A 14,109-nucleotide genomic window follows, 5' to 3' on the forward strand; every position below is an offset into this window, starting at 1 on the left:
TTTGCCAGATCCTGCTCACCTGGAACGCCTCGACCCGACAACGTCGGCGTCACGGCGTACGACCTCTACGCCAACAGCGAGCCGCGGACCAGCGTCGCCGGCAACGTCCTCACCTACACCGACAACCAGCCGGCCAGCGTCTCGGTCAGCTACTTCGTCCGCGCGAAGGATGCCGTCGGCAACCAGTCGCCGAACAGCAACACCGTCACCCGCGCCGGCAGCACCGGCCCGGGCAGCAACCTCGCGCTCGGCAAGCCGATCACGGCATCCGGGTTCGTGCACACCTTCGTCGCGATCAACGGGAACGACGACAACGTGCAGACCTACTGGGAGGGCAACGGCAACCCCGCCACCCTGACCACCGAGCTCGGCTCGAACGCCGACCTCAGCTCGATCGTGATCCGGCTCAACCCGGACTCTGCCTGGGGCAACCGCACCCAGACGTTCTCGATCCTGGGTCGCGAGCAGCGCGCGACCGCCTTCACCACGATCACCGCCTCCGCGTCGTACAACTTCAGCCGTTCCCCGGCATCTGGATCTACTCCGCCACCAAGGTCTTCCAGGGCATCCGGCTGAACGACGTCGACATCGTCGATCCGACGTACAGCGGGATCATGTTCCAGACCGACTACGTGGGTGGGCAACGACTCTTCCCGATCGCCGACACCGTCCTCACCAACATCTCCATCTCCGGCGCCCGCAAATCCGGCGACGCCTTCGATGCCAGATCCGGCTTCGGCATCTGGGCGAACGAACTCCCCGAACCCGGCGAAGGCCCAGCCGCCGGCACCGCCACCTTCAACAACCTGACCCTCACCAACAACGCAGTAGACATCCGCAACACGACAACGACGTCACGATCGTCCGCAACTGACGACGTAGAACAGAACGGCCACCGAGGTCCAAACCCTTCGGCGGCCGTTTCTCTGCGCAAGACCCCGCTCGTCCACCGTCCGGTAGGCTGCCGAATCCACTTCCAGGGGACTTTGCTGCCCCAAGGCATCAGCAAATCTACCCCCGCTCCACCTGCTCAGACAGGCCTTTCAGAATCTGCCCCGAACTGCCCCGAACTGCCCCGACCAGCTGGCCCAACCCTCAAGGAAACAAGGCCTTCAGTGTGCAAGGCTCGGGCTTTGCAGTCGGGTCCGCCTGGGGGAAGAGCAATGCCAGTCCACGTGTTCGTCGACGAGAACAAGTCCCGCGGTCTGACTCTGGCGGCGGCCCATGTTCCCGCCGACGAAGTCGCAGTCAACCGCAAAGCCCTTCGCAGCCTCCTCTTGCCGGGGCAGGAACGCTTGCACTTCAACAACGAAACTCATGCCCGGCGACAGCGAATCATCGAGGTGATCAAGGGCTTTCACCTGATGGTGGATCTGTATCGGGCAGACACCGACACCTTGGCGGCTCGACATCTGTGCCTGCAGGGGATCGTGCGGGATATCGCACCGACCGCCGAGCGCCTCGTGATCGAGCGAGACGAATCCATCCTTGCCCAGGATCGCCGCCTGCTCCATGAGGCGCGGGATCGGTTCGGTTGTTTCGACACGCTGCGGTGGGACCTACTGGTGCCCAAAGCGGATCCGCTGTTGTGGGTTCCTGATGCCGTCGTGTGGAGTTGGGTGCGCGGCGGGCGGTGGCGGCAGGCGGTGGCGCCGTTCTGCCAACTGAGGCAGGTCTGAAGCGCAAGACCCGGCTCACCCACCGTCCGGTAGGCTGCCGGGTCCACTTCCAAGGGACTCTCCTGTCCCGAGGCACTTCGTACTTTACCCCGCTCGATCCTGCCCAGGCACGCCTTTTGGAAATCTGCCCTGGGCTGCCCCGCAATGCCCCGCCTTCGCTAGCCGGATGGCCTAGAGGCCGTCGGCCATTTTCGAGAGCACTGCACCGGCGGACAGGACCAGCGTGCGCTCTTCGGGGGTCAGGCGGTCGAGGAGCTTGGCGAGGTCTTCGGCTGCGTGGCGACCGGCGGCGCTGACCATCTCCGCGCCCGCCGGTGTCAGCACGACCACGGTGGCCCGTCCGTCGAGGGTGTCCTGTTCCCGGCGTACCAGGCCGGCCGTCTCCAGCCCGGCGACGGTCGTCGTCGCGGTCGGCTGGGAGCACGGCACCCGCGCGGCGATCGTGCCGATCCTGATGGGCTGCTCGTCGGCGATCAGCAGGAGCGCGATGAACTGGGTCGGGTGCAGTGCGGTGGCCGTGCCGTTGCGGCGCAGGTGTCGCACGACTCGGTGCATGCCGACCAGCAGTTGCAGCGTTTCCTGCTCGATCCTGACCATCTCCCTCCACGCCGGATGCGCAATCCTGGCACACCATCCGGCGTGGAAGGAGATCTCGCCGCCAAGCGGCCGGGATGTCCGGAGCTCCCGCGCGTGCGAGATCAACGCGCGCAGGTACGCCGCGCCCCGGGGGTGTGTGCGGATACGCGCTCTTCTTGCGTTCGGCAACGGATTCCGGCAGTACGTCGCGGGCGGCCGCGCGGAGCAGGCTCTACTCCTTGCCGTCGAAGGTCTTCAGCGACCACGGCGTGTTGTAGACGGACAAGCGGGCCCAGAGTGATCACCTCATGCAGGCGCGATACCCAGGAGAGCATGGTGGTGTCGCGGCTCGTCGATCTCGTCGATCTCGTCGATCAGGGCTAGCGCGAGGTCGGCGTATGAGATCCGGCTGTCGGCGGACGCCGGTGCGACGCGGTAGGTCCCGGTGCGCTCGGGATTCTCGTGGTCGAAGTCGCCGGCCGGGGCGATCGATACCCAGTCCAGGTCGGAGTTCGCGAACACCTCGAGCGCGGCCGCGTGGGCGAGGTAGAAGCCCCGGTACTCCTGGGGATAGTCCGGTGTATCCATCAGCGGTGTTCCGTCGTCGGTGGCGAGGAGCGAGGCCAGGCCAACCCAGACCAGCGGTGACACCCCTGCCTTGGCGAGACCGTTCACCAACGCAGTGGCCGCCTTCGGGTAGAACTCGGCCGGATCCGTCCCGCCGTCGTACACGGCCGCGATGACGGCGTCCTGCCCGGCGGCGAGTTCGGCGATCCGCTCGGCATCCGTGACGTCGGCGGCGACACCGTCCAACTCGGCGTACCTGCCGGGGTTGCGCATCGCGGCTGTGACCTCGTGACCGCGGCGACTCGCCTCCTCGACGGCCGCCCGGCCTGCTCGCCCACCTGCGCCGAACACCAGTACCTTGCTCATCTCATCCCCTTTGGTCGGTTGCTGCGGCCGACCGTAGGCGGAGACCTGGTTACCACCCGGATACTCACTACGCTGTCCGGATGGAACCGTTGCGGCCGGACATGTTCGACGAGATCTGCCCGTCCTCGCTGAACCCGATCCGCTTCGGCGGTGACAAGTGGGCGGGTCTGGTGATCCGCTGCCTGGAAGACGGCCCCCGCCGGTACTCCGAACTCCGGGTGCCGCTGCACCGGGTCACCCCGAAGGTGCTGACCCAGTCCCTGCGCTCGCTGGAGCGGGACGGACTCGTCCGGCGCACGGAGTACGCCGTACCGGTGCGGCGGGTCGTCTATGAGCTGACGCCGCTCGGGCGGAGCATGCTCGAGCCGATGCGGATCGCCTGCGAGTGGGCTGCCGACCACTGGGACGAACTCCTGGACGCCCGCGAAGCCTGATCGTGGGGGTGGCCAACAGATGGCTAGACTCGCGGAGTGGCGGATGACGAACTGGCCCCGAGCGCGTTGCTGAAGACGCCGAGCTGGCTGCTCACGCAGAGCGCGATGCACGCCCAGCGGATCGTGGGAGAGGCCTTCGCCGCGGGGAACGCCCGCGGGTACCACTACCGTCTGCTGGCGACCCTGGCAGAGTTCGGACCCGCGAGCCAGGCGTCACTCGGCCGGCGTACCGGCATCGACCGCAGCGACGTAGTGGCCGCGATCAACGAACTCACCGCGGACGGCTACGTCGAACGCTCCCCCGACCCCGAAGACGGCCGCCGCAACATCATCACCATCACCCCCGCCGGCCGCCGGCAGCACAGCCGGCTGGACGACCTCGTCAAAGAAGCCCAATCCACCATCTTCGCCCCGCTCTCTCCCGCGGAACGCGACCAACTGACAGCCCTACTGGCGAAGGTCCTGGGCCACCACACGGGAAGCTGAGCCGATCCGATCGCTGGTAGGTCTGTTGGTAGTGCTCCTCAGTAGATCCGAAAATTTTGAAGATCTTAAGAACGGATAGACCGGCAGCTCGAGCACGCGGGGGTGATCAAGGAGTTCAGTGACAGGAAGCGGAATCGGCTGTGGCAGGCGGCTGAGGTGTTGTCCGCTCTGGACGGGTTCGCTGCCGGGACCGGCCGGCGAGGCTAGACCGAGTCACCACGCGGTGGGGAGTTGAGCGCGGAGGGACCGCTGGGTACGGCGGACGCGGCGTTCGCGGGCGTGGACGCGGCGGCGGGCGGCGCGGGAGATCTTGCGGGGCGCCTCGGCCTGGTCCGTCGGGATGGACGGGTACTGCGCGGTCGCGGCTTGCATCACGAGTTCTCCTCTGTCTCGCCGGCGGACAAGTGCTCCGATGCGGCGCGGGGCGGCCTGGTTTCCGCTGTGATCCTGTTCACGAAGGGGGCCGTTCGGCGCAGATCGGGGGCGGCTGGGCGATGCACCAGTACCGCGGGTGGTCCGGCGTTGGTAGAAAGGGGACCGGAGCGCCCGGGCGTTCCGTTGTCTTGCAGCTCTCAACGAGGAGTCCGCGACGTGACCAGTTCCGAGTCCAACCAGTCCGATGCGCTGTCGAACCTGATGCACGAGGAGCGCCGGTTCGAGCCCCCCGCCGAGCTCGCGGCGAACGCGAACGTGAAGGCGGACGCGTACGAGGCGGCCGAGGCAGATTTCGAGGGCTTCTGGGCGGAGCAGGCGAAGCGGCTCAGCTGGGCCGTCGAGCCGACCCAGACGCTGGACTGGAGCAACCCGCCCTTCGCCAAGTGGTACGCCGACGGCAAGCTGAACGCGGCGTACAACTGCGTCGACCGGCACGTGGAGAACGGCCTCGGCGACAAGGTCGCGTACTACTTCGAGGGCGAGCCCGGCGACACCCGCGAGATCACCTACGCCCAACTGAAGGATGAGGTCAGCAAGGCGGCCAACGCGCTGCTCGAGCTGAACGTCCAGGCCGGTGACGTGGTCGCCATCTACATGCCGATGATCCCCGAGACCGTGGTCGCGATGCTCGCCTGCGCCCGGATCGGTGCCCCGCACACGGTCATCTTCGGCGGTTTCTCCGCGGACGCGCTCAAGGGCCGCATCCTGGACTGCGACGCCCGCGTCGTGATCACCTCCGACGGCGGCTACCGCCGGGGCGCTCCGGCCGCGTTGAAACCGGCCGTCGATGCCGCGCTGGTCGACTGCCCGGACGTGCGCAACGTGCTCGTGGTGAAGCGCACCGGCCAGGAGACCCCGATGGTCGAGGACCGCGACCTGTGGTGGGAGGACTTCGTCGGCAAGCAGTCGCCCGAGCACACGCCTGAGGCGTTCGACGCCGAGCACCCGCTGTACGTCATGTACACCTCCGGCAGCACCGGCAAGCCGAAGGGCATCCTGCACACGACCGGCGGCTACCTGGTGGGCACGGCGTACACGCAGTGGGCTGTCTTCGACCTCAAGCCCGACACCGACATCTACTGGACCGCGGCCGACATCGGCTGGGTCACCGGCCACAGCTACATCGTGTACGGCGCGCTCGCGAACGCGACCACCTCGGTGCTCTACGAAGGCACCCCGGACACCCCGCACCAGGGCCGCTGGTGGGAGATCATCCAGAAGTACAAGGTCTCCATCCTGTACTGCGCTCCGACCGCGATCCGCACCTTCATGAAGTGGGGCAAGGAGATCCCGGAGAAGTTCGACCTGTCGACGCTGCGGGTGATCGGGTCGGTCGGCGAGCCGATCAACCCCGAGGCCTACATCTGGTACCGGGAGAACATCGGCGGCAACAAGGCGCCGGTGGTCGACACCTGGTGGCAGACCGAGACCGGCATGCACATGATCTCCCCGCTGCCCGGTGTCACCGCCGGCAAGCCGGGCGCCGCGATGAAGGCGATCCCGGGCGTCTCGGCCGAGGTGGTCGACGACGCGGGCAAGCCGGTGCCGAACGGCTCCGGCGGCTACCTGGTGCTGACCAAACCGTGGCCGGCCATGCTGCGCACCCTGTGGGGCGACGACGAGCGCTTCAAGGAGACGTACTGGTCGCGCTTCCCCGGCATGTACTTCGCGGGCGACGGCGCCAAGAAGGACGAGGACGGCGACCTGTGGCTGCTCGGCCGGGTCGACGACGTGATGAACGTGTCGGGCCACCGGCTGTCCACCACCGAGATCGAGTCCGCCCTGGTCTCCCACCCGAAGGTCGCCGAGGCCGCCGTCGTGGGCGCCTCCGACCCGACCACCGGTCAGGCGATCGCGGCCTTCGTCATCCTCCGCTCGGAGGCCGGTGACGGCGGCCCGGACGTGGTCCAGGAACTCCGCAACCACGTCGCCAAGGAGATCGGCCCGATCGCCAAGCCCCGCCAGATCATGGTCGTCGCCGAACTCCCCAAGACCCGCTCCGGCAAGATCATGCGCCGCCTCCTCCGCGACGTGGCCGAGAACCGCGAGGTAGGCGACGTCACCACCCTCGCCGACTCCACCGTCATGGACCTGATCAGGACCAACCTCGCCTCCGGCAAGTCCGACGAGGACTAACCCTCAGCTCCACGAAGACAGCCTGTACTCCGGTCCCGGAGTACAGGCTGTTTCGGGTTTCGAGACACGGTCGAGTGGGACTATCTGGGGATGACTGCCGTGATCGCGATCGTGCATGCCGGGCTTGCCGCTGCCTGGGTGGGCGGGATGGCGTACTCCCTCTTCGTCGTGCAGCCGAAGCTGAAGAGGTTCTTCGGCCCGGACGAGGACAGTCGCGAGGCGCTCACCGCAGTCATTGCCTCAGGCAACAGATGGAAGGTCATCGGCCTGATCGCGGCGATCGCCGCCACCGGCGGCATCCTCCTCCTGCTGGACCACCAACACTGGTGGCTGCACGCCCTCAAGGCAGTCCTGTTGCTAGCAGCAACCGCCATCTTCTGGTACGTCTCCTGGCGCCACTGGCCCCGCCGGGTCTTCGCCACCTCCACGGAACGCCCCACCCTCCAGCGCCAACTAATAGTCCTGGCCACCACCATGCTCGCCCTAGCCGGCACCGCCTTCGCCCTCGGTGTCGCATCCGTGTACCTGTGACCGGAAGTGGTCTACCGGAGATCTGCGGATGACCGTTCCCAAGCCTCTTGAGCCAGTAGGTTCGAGGCATGGGTGGAGCTGAGCGGTATCTGACCGAGGCGTTGGCGGTGGCTGCGCGGGCTGCAGAGACGCAGTTGGCGGCCGTGCGTGAAGCGGCGGAGGTCGCCCGGGCGACGTCGTGCTGAGACGTACCGCGCAGCAGGTACGCGTGAGTTGATCACGCAGCTGCGTGCGGCAGGGTCACGTGGCGCGGTAGGCGATGGTTATTTCGTAGCGGTCGGAGCGGTAGACGGAGCGGCCGAACTCGATGACTTCCCCTGAGGCGGTGCGGGGCGCCGAGGTGATGATGAGGCACGGGGTGGTGGCGTCGATGCCGAGGAGCTCGCAGTCGGACTTGTCCGGTGGGGCGGCGATGATCGAGGCGGAGACCATGCCCAGCGTGACGCCCCAGCGCGAGGAGAGCGAGTCGTACAGGGAGACCTCGCTCAGGTCGAGCTCGTCGAGGCCCGGGTAGCGCGACAGGGACAGGGACGTTCGCTCGATCGCCATCGGCTCGCCGTCGGCCGTGCGGAGGCGGACCAGGTGCAGCACCGGAGTGCCGACTGGTTCTTCCAGCTCCGCGGCCAGCGCCTCATCGGCGGTGCTGATGCGGTGCTCGAGCACCTTGCCGCCCGGCACGATCCCGCGGGCGCGCATGTCCTCGCTGAACGACGAGGTGAGCATCCGGGCCGGGCGTGGCTCGGCGACGAAAGTGCCGCCACCGGGCCGGCGGGCGGCGAGGCCTTCGGCAACGACCCGGTCCACCTCCTGGCGGACTGTCATCCGGGCGACCCCGAACCGCTCGGCCAGCACTCGCTCGGACGGCAGCACGGTGCCGGCCGAGAGGTTGCGGGTGAGGGTCTGGAGGATCTCGCGGATCTGGTCACCCTTCGGCCGGTCGCTGCGGAGCTCGGTGGGGAGCTCGGCGAGGTCGCCGGGGTTGTTCCTTGGGCGGGCCATGGCGTCAGTATCCCTGGGAATGTGCCCGGCAAACCGGTTACCGGGGGTCGCGAGCCGACAAAAGCGTGCTCCTGGTCGATCGAACTGAACCGTGAGCCCGACAGTACTGTCCGGCTCCCCAGCACGGCCAGCAACCATCTAATCAAGGCTGGGTACTTTTGACGACATGAGCCGCGCAGAGGTGGTCAAAGAGAGTACTTCCACGGGTGAATGGAAGCGCCAGGGCAACCGGTTCACCGACCGGATCAGCCGCGATTCCACCTCGGCACCCGGCGACGGGCCCGACGATCAGGGTCGCTGGCCGGTCGAGCCGGGCCGGTACCGGCTGGTGGTGAGCCTCGCCTGCCCGTGGGCCCACCGCGCCCTGATCGTGCGCGGGTTGCTCGGCCTGGAGGACGCGATCAGCCTCGCGATCGTCGACCCGATCCGCGACGAGAAGGGCTGGCGGTTCACCCTCGACCCGAACGACCGGGATCCGGTGCTCGGGATCAGCTACCTGTCCGAGGCGTACCTCGGCACCGATCCGGAGTACGAGGGGCGGGTGACGGTGCCGACGATCGTGGACACCGTGACCGGGCTCGTCGTCACGAACGACTTCCCGCAGATCACCCTGGACCTCTCGACCGAGTGGGTGAACTTCCACCGGCCGGACGCGCCGCGGCTGATCCCGGACCGGCGCGACGAGATGGACCAGCTGATCGCGGAGATCTACACGGATGTGAACAACGGCGTCTACCGGTGCGGCTTCGCGAAGAGCCAGGAGGCGTACGAGGCGGCGTACGACGCTCTGTTCGCCCGGCTCGACGTGCTCGAGCAGCGGCTGGCGGATCGTGACTACCTGCTCGGGGACACCCTCAGCGAGGCCGACATCCGGTTGTTCACCACGCTGGTCCGCTTCGACGCGGTCTACCACGGGCACTTCAAGTGCAACCGGTCGAAGCTGACCGAGCAGCCGAACCTGTGGGCGTACGCGCGCCGGCTCTACCAGTCACCCGGCTTCGGCGAGACGGTGGACTTCGACCAGATCAAGCGGCACTACTACGGCACCCACGACACCATCAACCCGAACGGCATCATCCCCAAGGGCCCCGACCCCCGCGTCTGGACCGACTGACTCAGCGCCCCAACGACCCGAGCGCAGCCTGTACTCCGGTACGCAGCGTCGCCCGTGATGCCCCCGAACGAGACCGAAGGTTGACGCCGTAGGCGAGCAGCGTGAGCATCTCGGCCGTCGCGTCGAGGTCGAGCCCAGGCCTGAGCTGTTCCTTGCCCCGAGCAACCTCCAGGGCGTGCGCGAAGGCTGCGCTCAGCCCCGCGTGATGCTGGTCCAGCACGGCCCGGGTGGCGTCGGACGGCTCCTCGGTGTGCGCGTTCGAGACCAGGCAACCCCAGCCTGCGTGCTCGCCTGAGCAGCGCAGCCGGAGCAGGCGCTCGAAGAAGTCCGCGATCGCCGGCAGCCCCCGATCGTCCGCGGCGAGCCGGTCGAACATCGGCCGCGACCGCTGGTCGAGATACCGCTGCAGCGCGGCCAGGTAGAGGTCCTCCTTGCCACCGAAGGAGCTGTACAGACTCGAACGGCTGAGCCCGGTCGCGCCGACGATGTCCTGGATCCCGGTCGCCGCCACCCCTCGCCGCCAGAACAACCGCTCCACCACGGCCAGCGCCTCGGCCGTGTCGAAGTGTTTGACATCCGGCACCTGATCCCCCTTATCTTGGAACGACTGGTCCAAGATAAGGGGTGTGCCGCGATGACCGCAATCCGACCCGAGGTTCTGGTGCTGGACGTGAACGAGACGCTGTCCGACATGGAGTCGTTGCGGACGCGCTTCGAGGGCGCCGGCCTGCCCGGTGACAGCCTGGACACCTGGTTCGCCGCCACCTTGCGGGACGGGTTCGCACTGACGGCGGCCGGCTCGTACGGCGCTTTCCGGACGATCGGCGCCGACGTCCTGAGATCGATGCTGGCCGGCGCGGGGCTCGCTTCGGACGAGGCGACGATCGGCGGCGTGCTCTCCGGATTCGGCGAACTGCAGGTCTATCCCGATGTCGCGCCCGGGCTGCGGCGGATCCAGGACCTGGGCGTGCGGCTCGTCACCCTGACCAACGGGGCCGCGGCGATGTCCGAGCGGATGTTCGCCGAGGCAGGCGTCCTCCCGCTGCTCGAGCACCGCCTGGACGTCGAATCCCCCGGCCGATGGAAGCCACACCCCGCGGCGTACCAGTACGCCGCTGAGGTCTGCGGCGTCGAGGTGGAGCGGATGGCGCTGGTCGCGGTGCATCCGTGGGACATCGACGGAGCCCGGAGGGCTGGGTTGCAGGGGTTCTACCTGGACCGGCGCGCCACGCCGTACCCGGAGGCATTTCTTGCGCCTGATCTGGTGGTTCCGGATCTCCTGGCGCTCGCGAAGGCGTTGGAGGCTCGATAGAATCGCGGGCAGAGCCGACCGCTGGGCGCGGGCGGCTTGGTGTGCCGGGAAGTCTGGTCGGCGGCTGGACCAAAGACGCCCGAGCGAAGGGGGCCGCCCGTGCGGTTGCTGCAGAAACGACGAGCCTTCCCACGCATCCTGGGGTCCGAGCGCGCCTTCCTCGCGGACACGTTGCGCGCCGAGACCACCGGCGGCCTGGTGCTCGTCGGCGCCGCGGTCATCGCGTTGATCTGGGCGAACACTCCTTGGCAGGACGAGTACCACCACCTCCGCGACGCGCAGCTCGGGCCGCTGACGGTCGAGCAGTGGGCGACGGATGGCGCGCTGACCCTGTTCTTCTACCTGGCCGGGGTGGAGCTCAAGCGCGAGCTCGTCGTCGGCACGCTGTCGAAGCTCAGCGAGGCCGTCGTGCCGGTGGTCGCGGCGATCTGCGGGATGGCGGTGCCGGCGCTGATCTACCTGGTGATCAACCTGACCGCGGACGGCGGCAAGCCGCACGGCTGGGCGGTGCCGACGGCAACGGATATCGCGTTCGCCCTTGCGGTGCTGGCGATCGTGGGATCTTCGTTGCCCAGCGCACTCAGGGCGTTCCTGCTCACCCTCGCGGTGGTCGACGACTTCGGCGCGATCCTGGTGATCGCCGTGTTCTTCTCCCACGGTCTCAATCTGCTCGCCCTGCTCGCCTCGCTGGCCCTGATCGCCGCGTTCGCCGTGCTGCAGCGCTTCCGGTTCCGTACTCCGTTCCTGTACGTGCCGGTCGTTCTCGGGGCCTGGTGGTTCATGCACGAATCGGGCATCCACGCGACGATCGCCGGGGTCGCGCTCGGGCTCGTCACCCGGGTGCTGCCGGACGAAGGTGAGGCGAGGTCCCCGGCCGAGCGGCTGGAGCATCGGTTGAGGCCGTGGTCTGCCGGGGTCGCAGTACCGGTGTTCGCGTTGTTCGCGGCCGGGGTCACGCTGAGCCGGGAAGCGCTGCGGGAGATGCTCACGGACCCGGTCGCGATCGGGGTGGTCTGCGGGCTGTTGTTCGGCAAGATCATCGGGGTGTTCGGCGGGTCCTGGCTGACCGCGCGCTTCACCCGGGCGGAGCTGAACTCGGACCTTTCCTGGCGCGACGTCGGCGCGGTCTCGGTGCTGGCCGGGATTGGATTCACCGTCGCGCTGCTGATCGCCCAGCTCGCCTTCGGCGACGACACCGCCCAGATCGAGCGGGCCAAGGCGGCCGTCCTGATCGCGTCGCTGCTGGCCGCGCTGATCGCCGCGGTGCTGCTCTTCCACCGCAACCGCGCGTACGCCGACGATTGAGGCGTGGGGACAGGCTAGTGTCGGGTCACCGAACCGCGGAAGGAGTGCCATGTCGATGGGGCAGACCGAGGATGAGCCCACTGTCGGGCAACTCGTCGCCAATGCCAGCCGGGACCTGTCCAACCTGGTTCGCAGCGAGATCGAGCTGGCCAAGGCCGAGCTGAAGTCCACCGCCGTCGCGGCTGGGACTGGCGCGGGGCTGTTCGGCGGTGCCGTGTTCCTGGCACTGCTGGCGGTCATCCTGCTGTCCATCGCGCTGGCGTACCTGCTGACCGCGCTCGGGTTGCACCCGGCGCTGTCGTTCCTGATCGTTGCCGTGTTCTACCTGTTGATCGCGGCCGCGCTGATCCTGATCGGCAGGCGGCAACTCCGCAAGGCGAAGGGCCCGCAGCGCGCGATCGAGACCTCGAAGGAGTCGGTCGAGGCGCTGAAGGCGATCGGGAAGGGCGACTAGGACGTGTCTGTCAGCTACGTCCTAGTGGTTTGAGTCCCGCGGGGGTCTCCGACCTGCTCGTCGACGGACCTTGGTCGCACTCGCTCGTCGCGGCCAACGGAGCACGGTTCCACGTCGCCGAGTGCGGAGCGGCAGACGATCCACTGGTCCTGTTCCTGCACGGCTTCCCCGAGTTCTGGTGGGCCTGGCGTCACCAGTTGCCCGTGATCGCCGCGGCCGGCTATCGCGCTGTCGCGATGGACCTGCGCGGCTACGGCGCGAGCGACAAGACGCCACGCGGGTACGACCCCTTCACCGCAGCCGCCGACATCTCCGGGGTCATCAGGTCGCTCGGAGCCGGCGATGCGGTGATCGTCGGACATGGCTGGGGTGGGTTCGCCGCGTGGTCCGCGGCAGTGCTCGTACCCAAGCAGGTCCGAGGCGTGGCCGCCGTGTCGGCACCACACCCGTTGATGCTGATGCGGTCGGGCCAGCTGAAGTCCGTGGCGCACGCGGGATGGTTCCAGCTGCCGATCCTGCCGGAGCGCCGACTGCTCGCCCACGACGGCATCCACATCGAGCAGATGCTCCGGGCGTGGTCCGCCCCCGGCGGCAGCTTCCCCGATGCCGAGGCCTCGCGCCGCTATCGGGCCGCACTCCAGGTCTGGCCCGCGCCGCACTGCGCCTTGGAGTACCACCGGTGGTTCTTGCGGTCCCGCCTGCGCCCCGACGGCCGCCGGTACTCCGCTCGCATGCGGACGCCGATCGCAGTACCGGTGCTGCAGGTCCATGGAGCGATGGACGGCGCCGTGAACGCGACGAGCATGACCACCCCGGCGGGGCTGGTCGAAGGTCCGCTGCGTCACCAGGTGCTGACCAGTGCAGGGCATTTCCCGCACGAGGAAACGCCCGAGCTGCTCAACGCGCTACTGCTGGACTGGCTTGCTTCCCTTGGGGAGTAGGCCGGTATCGACCAGCCGACGGGCGACCTCGCGCAGCTTGACGTTGTTGTCCTGCGAGTAGCGCTGCAGTACTGCGAACGCGCGGTCGCCGTCGAGGCCGAACCGTTCCATCAGGATCCCCTGCGCCTGCCCGATCAGCTTGCGCGCGTCGATCGCCTGCCAGAGGGTCTCCTCCTGCCGGGCGGTCCCGACCGCGACGGACGCGTGCCTGGCCAGGATGTGGGCGACGGCGATGTCGTCGTCATCGAAGGCGAACGGATCGCTGTTGAACAGCTCCAGCACCCCGACGGTCTTGTCATGCGCCTGCAACCGGACCGCCAGCACGGTCCGCAGTCCGAGATCGGCGACGGCGCCCGACCACAAGGGCCAGCGATGGTCCGACGCGAGGTCCGGCACCACGACCACGGCCTCGCGGTCTGCCACGATCGCCTGGGCCGGCCCTTGACCCAGCTCGAGCTGCAGCAGGTCGGCCTTCTCGACGGCCGGATCGGTGGTCGTCCCGAGATCGAGCCGCCCACTCCGCCCGGCGAGCAGGATGCCGGCCTGGGTGCAGTTGACCGCATTCAATGCGAACCGCGCGACGGCGTCGATCGTCTCCTCGACCCCGTCCTCCTGATGCAGCTCCAAGGCCAACCGCGCGAACGCCGCAGCGGTCTCGACCGTGTGCTCGGTCATGCTCGCGGCCACCTCCGGGATCTCCGCTGGTCCGCGCGGGGCGACGCGGATATCTATGTTGACGAGGACAGATTTTCGGCAGTGATGCCTGCAGGAAAA

18 protein-coding genes are annotated in these 14,109 nt (G+C 68.2%); 11 read left to right on the forward strand and 7 right to left on the reverse strand.

The annotated features are described in order from the left end of the window. Positions 1-149: 149 nt before the first annotated feature. Positions 150-284 carry a hypothetical protein gene (locus tag EV648_RS44720; RefSeq protein ID WP_255512804.1) on the reverse strand — a complete coding sequence of 45 codons (135 nt, stop codon included), beginning with the start codon at positions 282-284 and terminating at the stop codon, positions 150-152. Here EV648_RS44720 and EV648_RS43930 point away from each other — a divergent pair. Both EV648_RS43930 and EV648_RS09605 read left to right on the forward strand, forming a co-directional pair. Continuing rightward, positions 277-576, forward strand: a complete 300-nt coding sequence (locus EV648_RS43930) for a hypothetical protein (RefSeq protein ID WP_241995002.1) — start codon at positions 277-279, stop codon at positions 574-576. The genes EV648_RS44720 and EV648_RS43930 overlap by 8 nt on opposite strands. Positions 577-614: 38 nt before the next feature. Further along, entirely contained in the window at positions 615-1,679 is a 1,065-nt protein-coding gene (locus tag EV648_RS09605; protein ID WP_132287858.1) for a hypothetical protein, read from the forward strand. A gap of 171 nt (positions 1,680-1,850) precedes the next feature. On the opposite strand, the gene EV648_RS09610 is transcribed toward EV648_RS09605, so the two are convergent. Continuing rightward, positions 1,851-2,276: a MarR family winged helix-turn-helix transcriptional regulator gene (locus EV648_RS09610; protein WP_132287861.1), complete on the reverse strand. Its 426-nt coding sequence runs from the start codon at positions 2,274-2,276 to the stop codon at positions 1,851-1,853. 285 nt (positions 2,277-2,561) lie between these two features. Beyond that, entirely contained in the window at positions 2,562-3,188 is a 627-nt protein-coding gene (locus EV648_RS09615) for an NAD(P)-dependent oxidoreductase (RefSeq protein WP_132287864.1), read from the reverse strand. An 80-nt stretch (positions 3,189-3,268) separates the two neighbouring features. Between EV648_RS09615 and EV648_RS09620 the strand changes: the two genes are divergently transcribed. Both EV648_RS09620 and EV648_RS09625 read left to right on the forward strand, forming a co-directional pair. Next, positions 3,269-3,622 (forward strand): helix-turn-helix domain-containing protein, encoded by a 354-nt coding sequence (locus EV648_RS09620; RefSeq protein WP_132287867.1) that lies wholly within the window; start codon positions 3,269-3,271, stop codon positions 3,620-3,622. 36 nt (positions 3,623-3,658) lie between these two features. Continuing rightward, positions 3,659-4,108: a MarR family winged helix-turn-helix transcriptional regulator gene (locus EV648_RS09625; protein ID WP_206751934.1), complete on the forward strand. Its 450-nt coding sequence runs from the start codon at positions 3,659-3,661 to the stop codon at positions 4,106-4,108. A gap of 213 nt (positions 4,109-4,321) precedes the next feature. On the opposite strand, the gene EV648_RS42530 is transcribed toward EV648_RS09625, so the two are convergent. Beyond that, a complete protein-coding gene (locus EV648_RS42530) occupies positions 4,322-4,480 on the reverse strand; it encodes a hypothetical protein (protein WP_206751935.1) in 159 nt (52 codons plus the stop codon). 264 nt (positions 4,481-4,744) lie between these two features. On the opposite strand from EV648_RS42530, the gene acs reads away from it, so the two are divergent. Together acs and EV648_RS09640 are read left to right on the forward strand one after the other, a co-directional pair. Further along, the gene (acs, locus tag EV648_RS09635; RefSeq protein WP_132288729.1) at positions 4,745-6,679 is read left to right on the forward strand and encodes an acetate--CoA ligase; all 1,935 of its coding nucleotides are present in this window, start codon (positions 4,745-4,747) and stop codon (positions 6,677-6,679) included. Between the two features lie 90 nt (positions 6,680-6,769). Next, the gene (locus EV648_RS09640; RefSeq protein ID WP_132287870.1) at positions 6,770-7,210 is read left to right on the forward strand and encodes a hypothetical protein; all 441 of its coding nucleotides are present in this window, start codon (positions 6,770-6,772) and stop codon (positions 7,208-7,210) included. A gap of 240 nt (positions 7,211-7,450) precedes the next feature. Here EV648_RS09640 and EV648_RS09645 read toward each other — a convergent pair whose 3' ends face one another. Continuing rightward, on the reverse strand, positions 7,451-8,209 hold the full coding sequence (locus EV648_RS09645) for a GntR family transcriptional regulator (RefSeq protein WP_132287873.1): 759 nt from the start codon (positions 8,207-8,209) through the stop codon (positions 7,451-7,453). 166 nt (positions 8,210-8,375) lie between these two features. Between EV648_RS09645 and EV648_RS09650 the strand changes: the two genes are divergently transcribed. Continuing rightward, the gene (locus EV648_RS09650; protein ID WP_132287876.1) at positions 8,376-9,323 is read left to right on the forward strand and encodes a glutathione S-transferase family protein; all 948 of its coding nucleotides are present in this window, start codon (positions 8,376-8,378) and stop codon (positions 9,321-9,323) included. Position 9,324: 1 nt separating this feature from the next. Here the strand turns inward: EV648_RS09650 and EV648_RS09655 are convergent, their stop codons facing one another. Beyond that, a complete protein-coding gene (locus tag EV648_RS09655) occupies positions 9,325-9,906 on the reverse strand; it encodes a TetR/AcrR family transcriptional regulator (RefSeq protein ID WP_132287879.1) in 582 nt (193 codons plus the stop codon). Positions 9,907-9,957: 51 nt separating this feature from the next. On the opposite strand from EV648_RS09655, the gene EV648_RS09660 reads away from it, so the two are divergent. The 4 genes from EV648_RS09660 to EV648_RS09675 all read left to right on the forward strand — a co-directional run bounded on the left by EV648_RS09660 (position 9,958) and on the right by EV648_RS09675 (position 13,335). Further along, the gene (locus EV648_RS09660) at positions 9,958-10,635 is read left to right on the forward strand and encodes a haloacid dehalogenase type II (RefSeq protein WP_132287882.1); all 678 of its coding nucleotides are present in this window, start codon (positions 9,958-9,960) and stop codon (positions 10,633-10,635) included. Between the two features lie 99 nt (positions 10,636-10,734). Then, on the forward strand, positions 10,735-11,940 hold the full coding sequence (gene nhaA, locus EV648_RS09665; RefSeq protein ID WP_132287885.1) for a Na+/H+ antiporter NhaA: 1,206 nt from the start codon (positions 10,735-10,737) through the stop codon (positions 11,938-11,940). Between the two features lie 55 nt (positions 11,941-11,995). Beyond that, positions 11,996-12,394: a phage holin family protein gene (locus EV648_RS09670; protein ID WP_370452701.1), complete on the forward strand. Its 399-nt coding sequence runs from the start codon at positions 11,996-11,998 to the stop codon at positions 12,392-12,394. Between the two features lie 29 nt (positions 12,395-12,423). Next, positions 12,424-13,335 carry an alpha/beta fold hydrolase gene (locus tag EV648_RS09675; RefSeq protein ID WP_132287891.1) on the forward strand — a complete coding sequence of 304 codons (912 nt, stop codon included), beginning with the start codon at positions 12,424-12,426 and terminating at the stop codon, positions 13,333-13,335. On the opposite strand, the gene EV648_RS09680 is transcribed toward EV648_RS09675, so the two are convergent. Next, positions 13,300-14,010 carry a GAF and ANTAR domain-containing protein gene (locus EV648_RS09680; protein WP_132287894.1) on the reverse strand — a complete coding sequence of 237 codons (711 nt, stop codon included), beginning with the start codon at positions 14,008-14,010 and terminating at the stop codon, positions 13,300-13,302. The genes EV648_RS09675 and EV648_RS09680 overlap by 36 nt on opposite strands. Between the last annotated feature and the right edge of the window lie 99 nt (positions 14,011-14,109).

This window comes from Kribbella sp. VKM Ac-2568 (genome assembly GCF_004345365.1).
GTDB lineage: Bacteria > Actinomycetota > Actinomycetes > Propionibacteriales > Kribbellaceae > Kribbella > Kribbella orskensis.

Coding starts and splice junctions, on each gene's coding strand:
- EV648_RS09605 (WP_132287858.1), top strand. CDS start 615: ATGTTCCAGACCGACTACGTGGGTGGGCAACGACTCTTCCCGATCGCC.
- EV648_RS09610 (WP_132287861.1), bottom strand. CDS start 2,276: ATGGTCAGGATCGAGCAGGAAACGCTGCAACTGCTGGTCGGCATGCAC.
- EV648_RS09615 (WP_132287864.1), bottom strand. CDS start 3,188: ATGAGCAAGGTACTGGTGTTCGGCGCAGGTGGGCGAGCAGGCCGGGCG.
- EV648_RS09620 (WP_132287867.1), top strand. CDS start 3,269: ATGGAACCGTTGCGGCCGGACATGTTCGACGAGATCTGCCCGTCCTCG.
- EV648_RS42530 (WP_206751935.1), bottom strand. CDS start 4,480: ATGCAAGCCGCGACCGCGCAGTACCCGTCCATCCCGACGGACCAGGCC.
- acs (WP_132288729.1), top strand. CDS start 4,745: ATGCACGAGGAGCGCCGGTTCGAGCCCCCCGCCGAGCTCGCGGCGAAC.
- EV648_RS09640 (WP_132287870.1), top strand. CDS start 6,770: ATGACTGCCGTGATCGCGATCGTGCATGCCGGGCTTGCCGCTGCCTGG.
- EV648_RS09645 (WP_132287873.1), bottom strand. CDS start 8,209: ATGGCCCGCCCAAGGAACAACCCCGGCGACCTCGCCGAGCTCCCCACC.
- EV648_RS09650 (WP_132287876.1), top strand. CDS start 8,376: ATGAGCCGCGCAGAGGTGGTCAAAGAGAGTACTTCCACGGGTGAATGG.
- EV648_RS09660 (WP_132287882.1), top strand. CDS start 9,958: ATGACCGCAATCCGACCCGAGGTTCTGGTGCTGGACGTGAACGAGACG.
- EV648_RS09670 (WP_370452701.1), top strand. CDS start 11,996: ATGGGGCAGACCGAGGATGAGCCCACTGTCGGGCAACTCGTCGCCAAT.
- EV648_RS09680 (WP_132287894.1), bottom strand. CDS start 14,010: ATGACCGAGCACACGGTCGAGACCGCTGCGGCGTTCGCGCGGTTGGCC.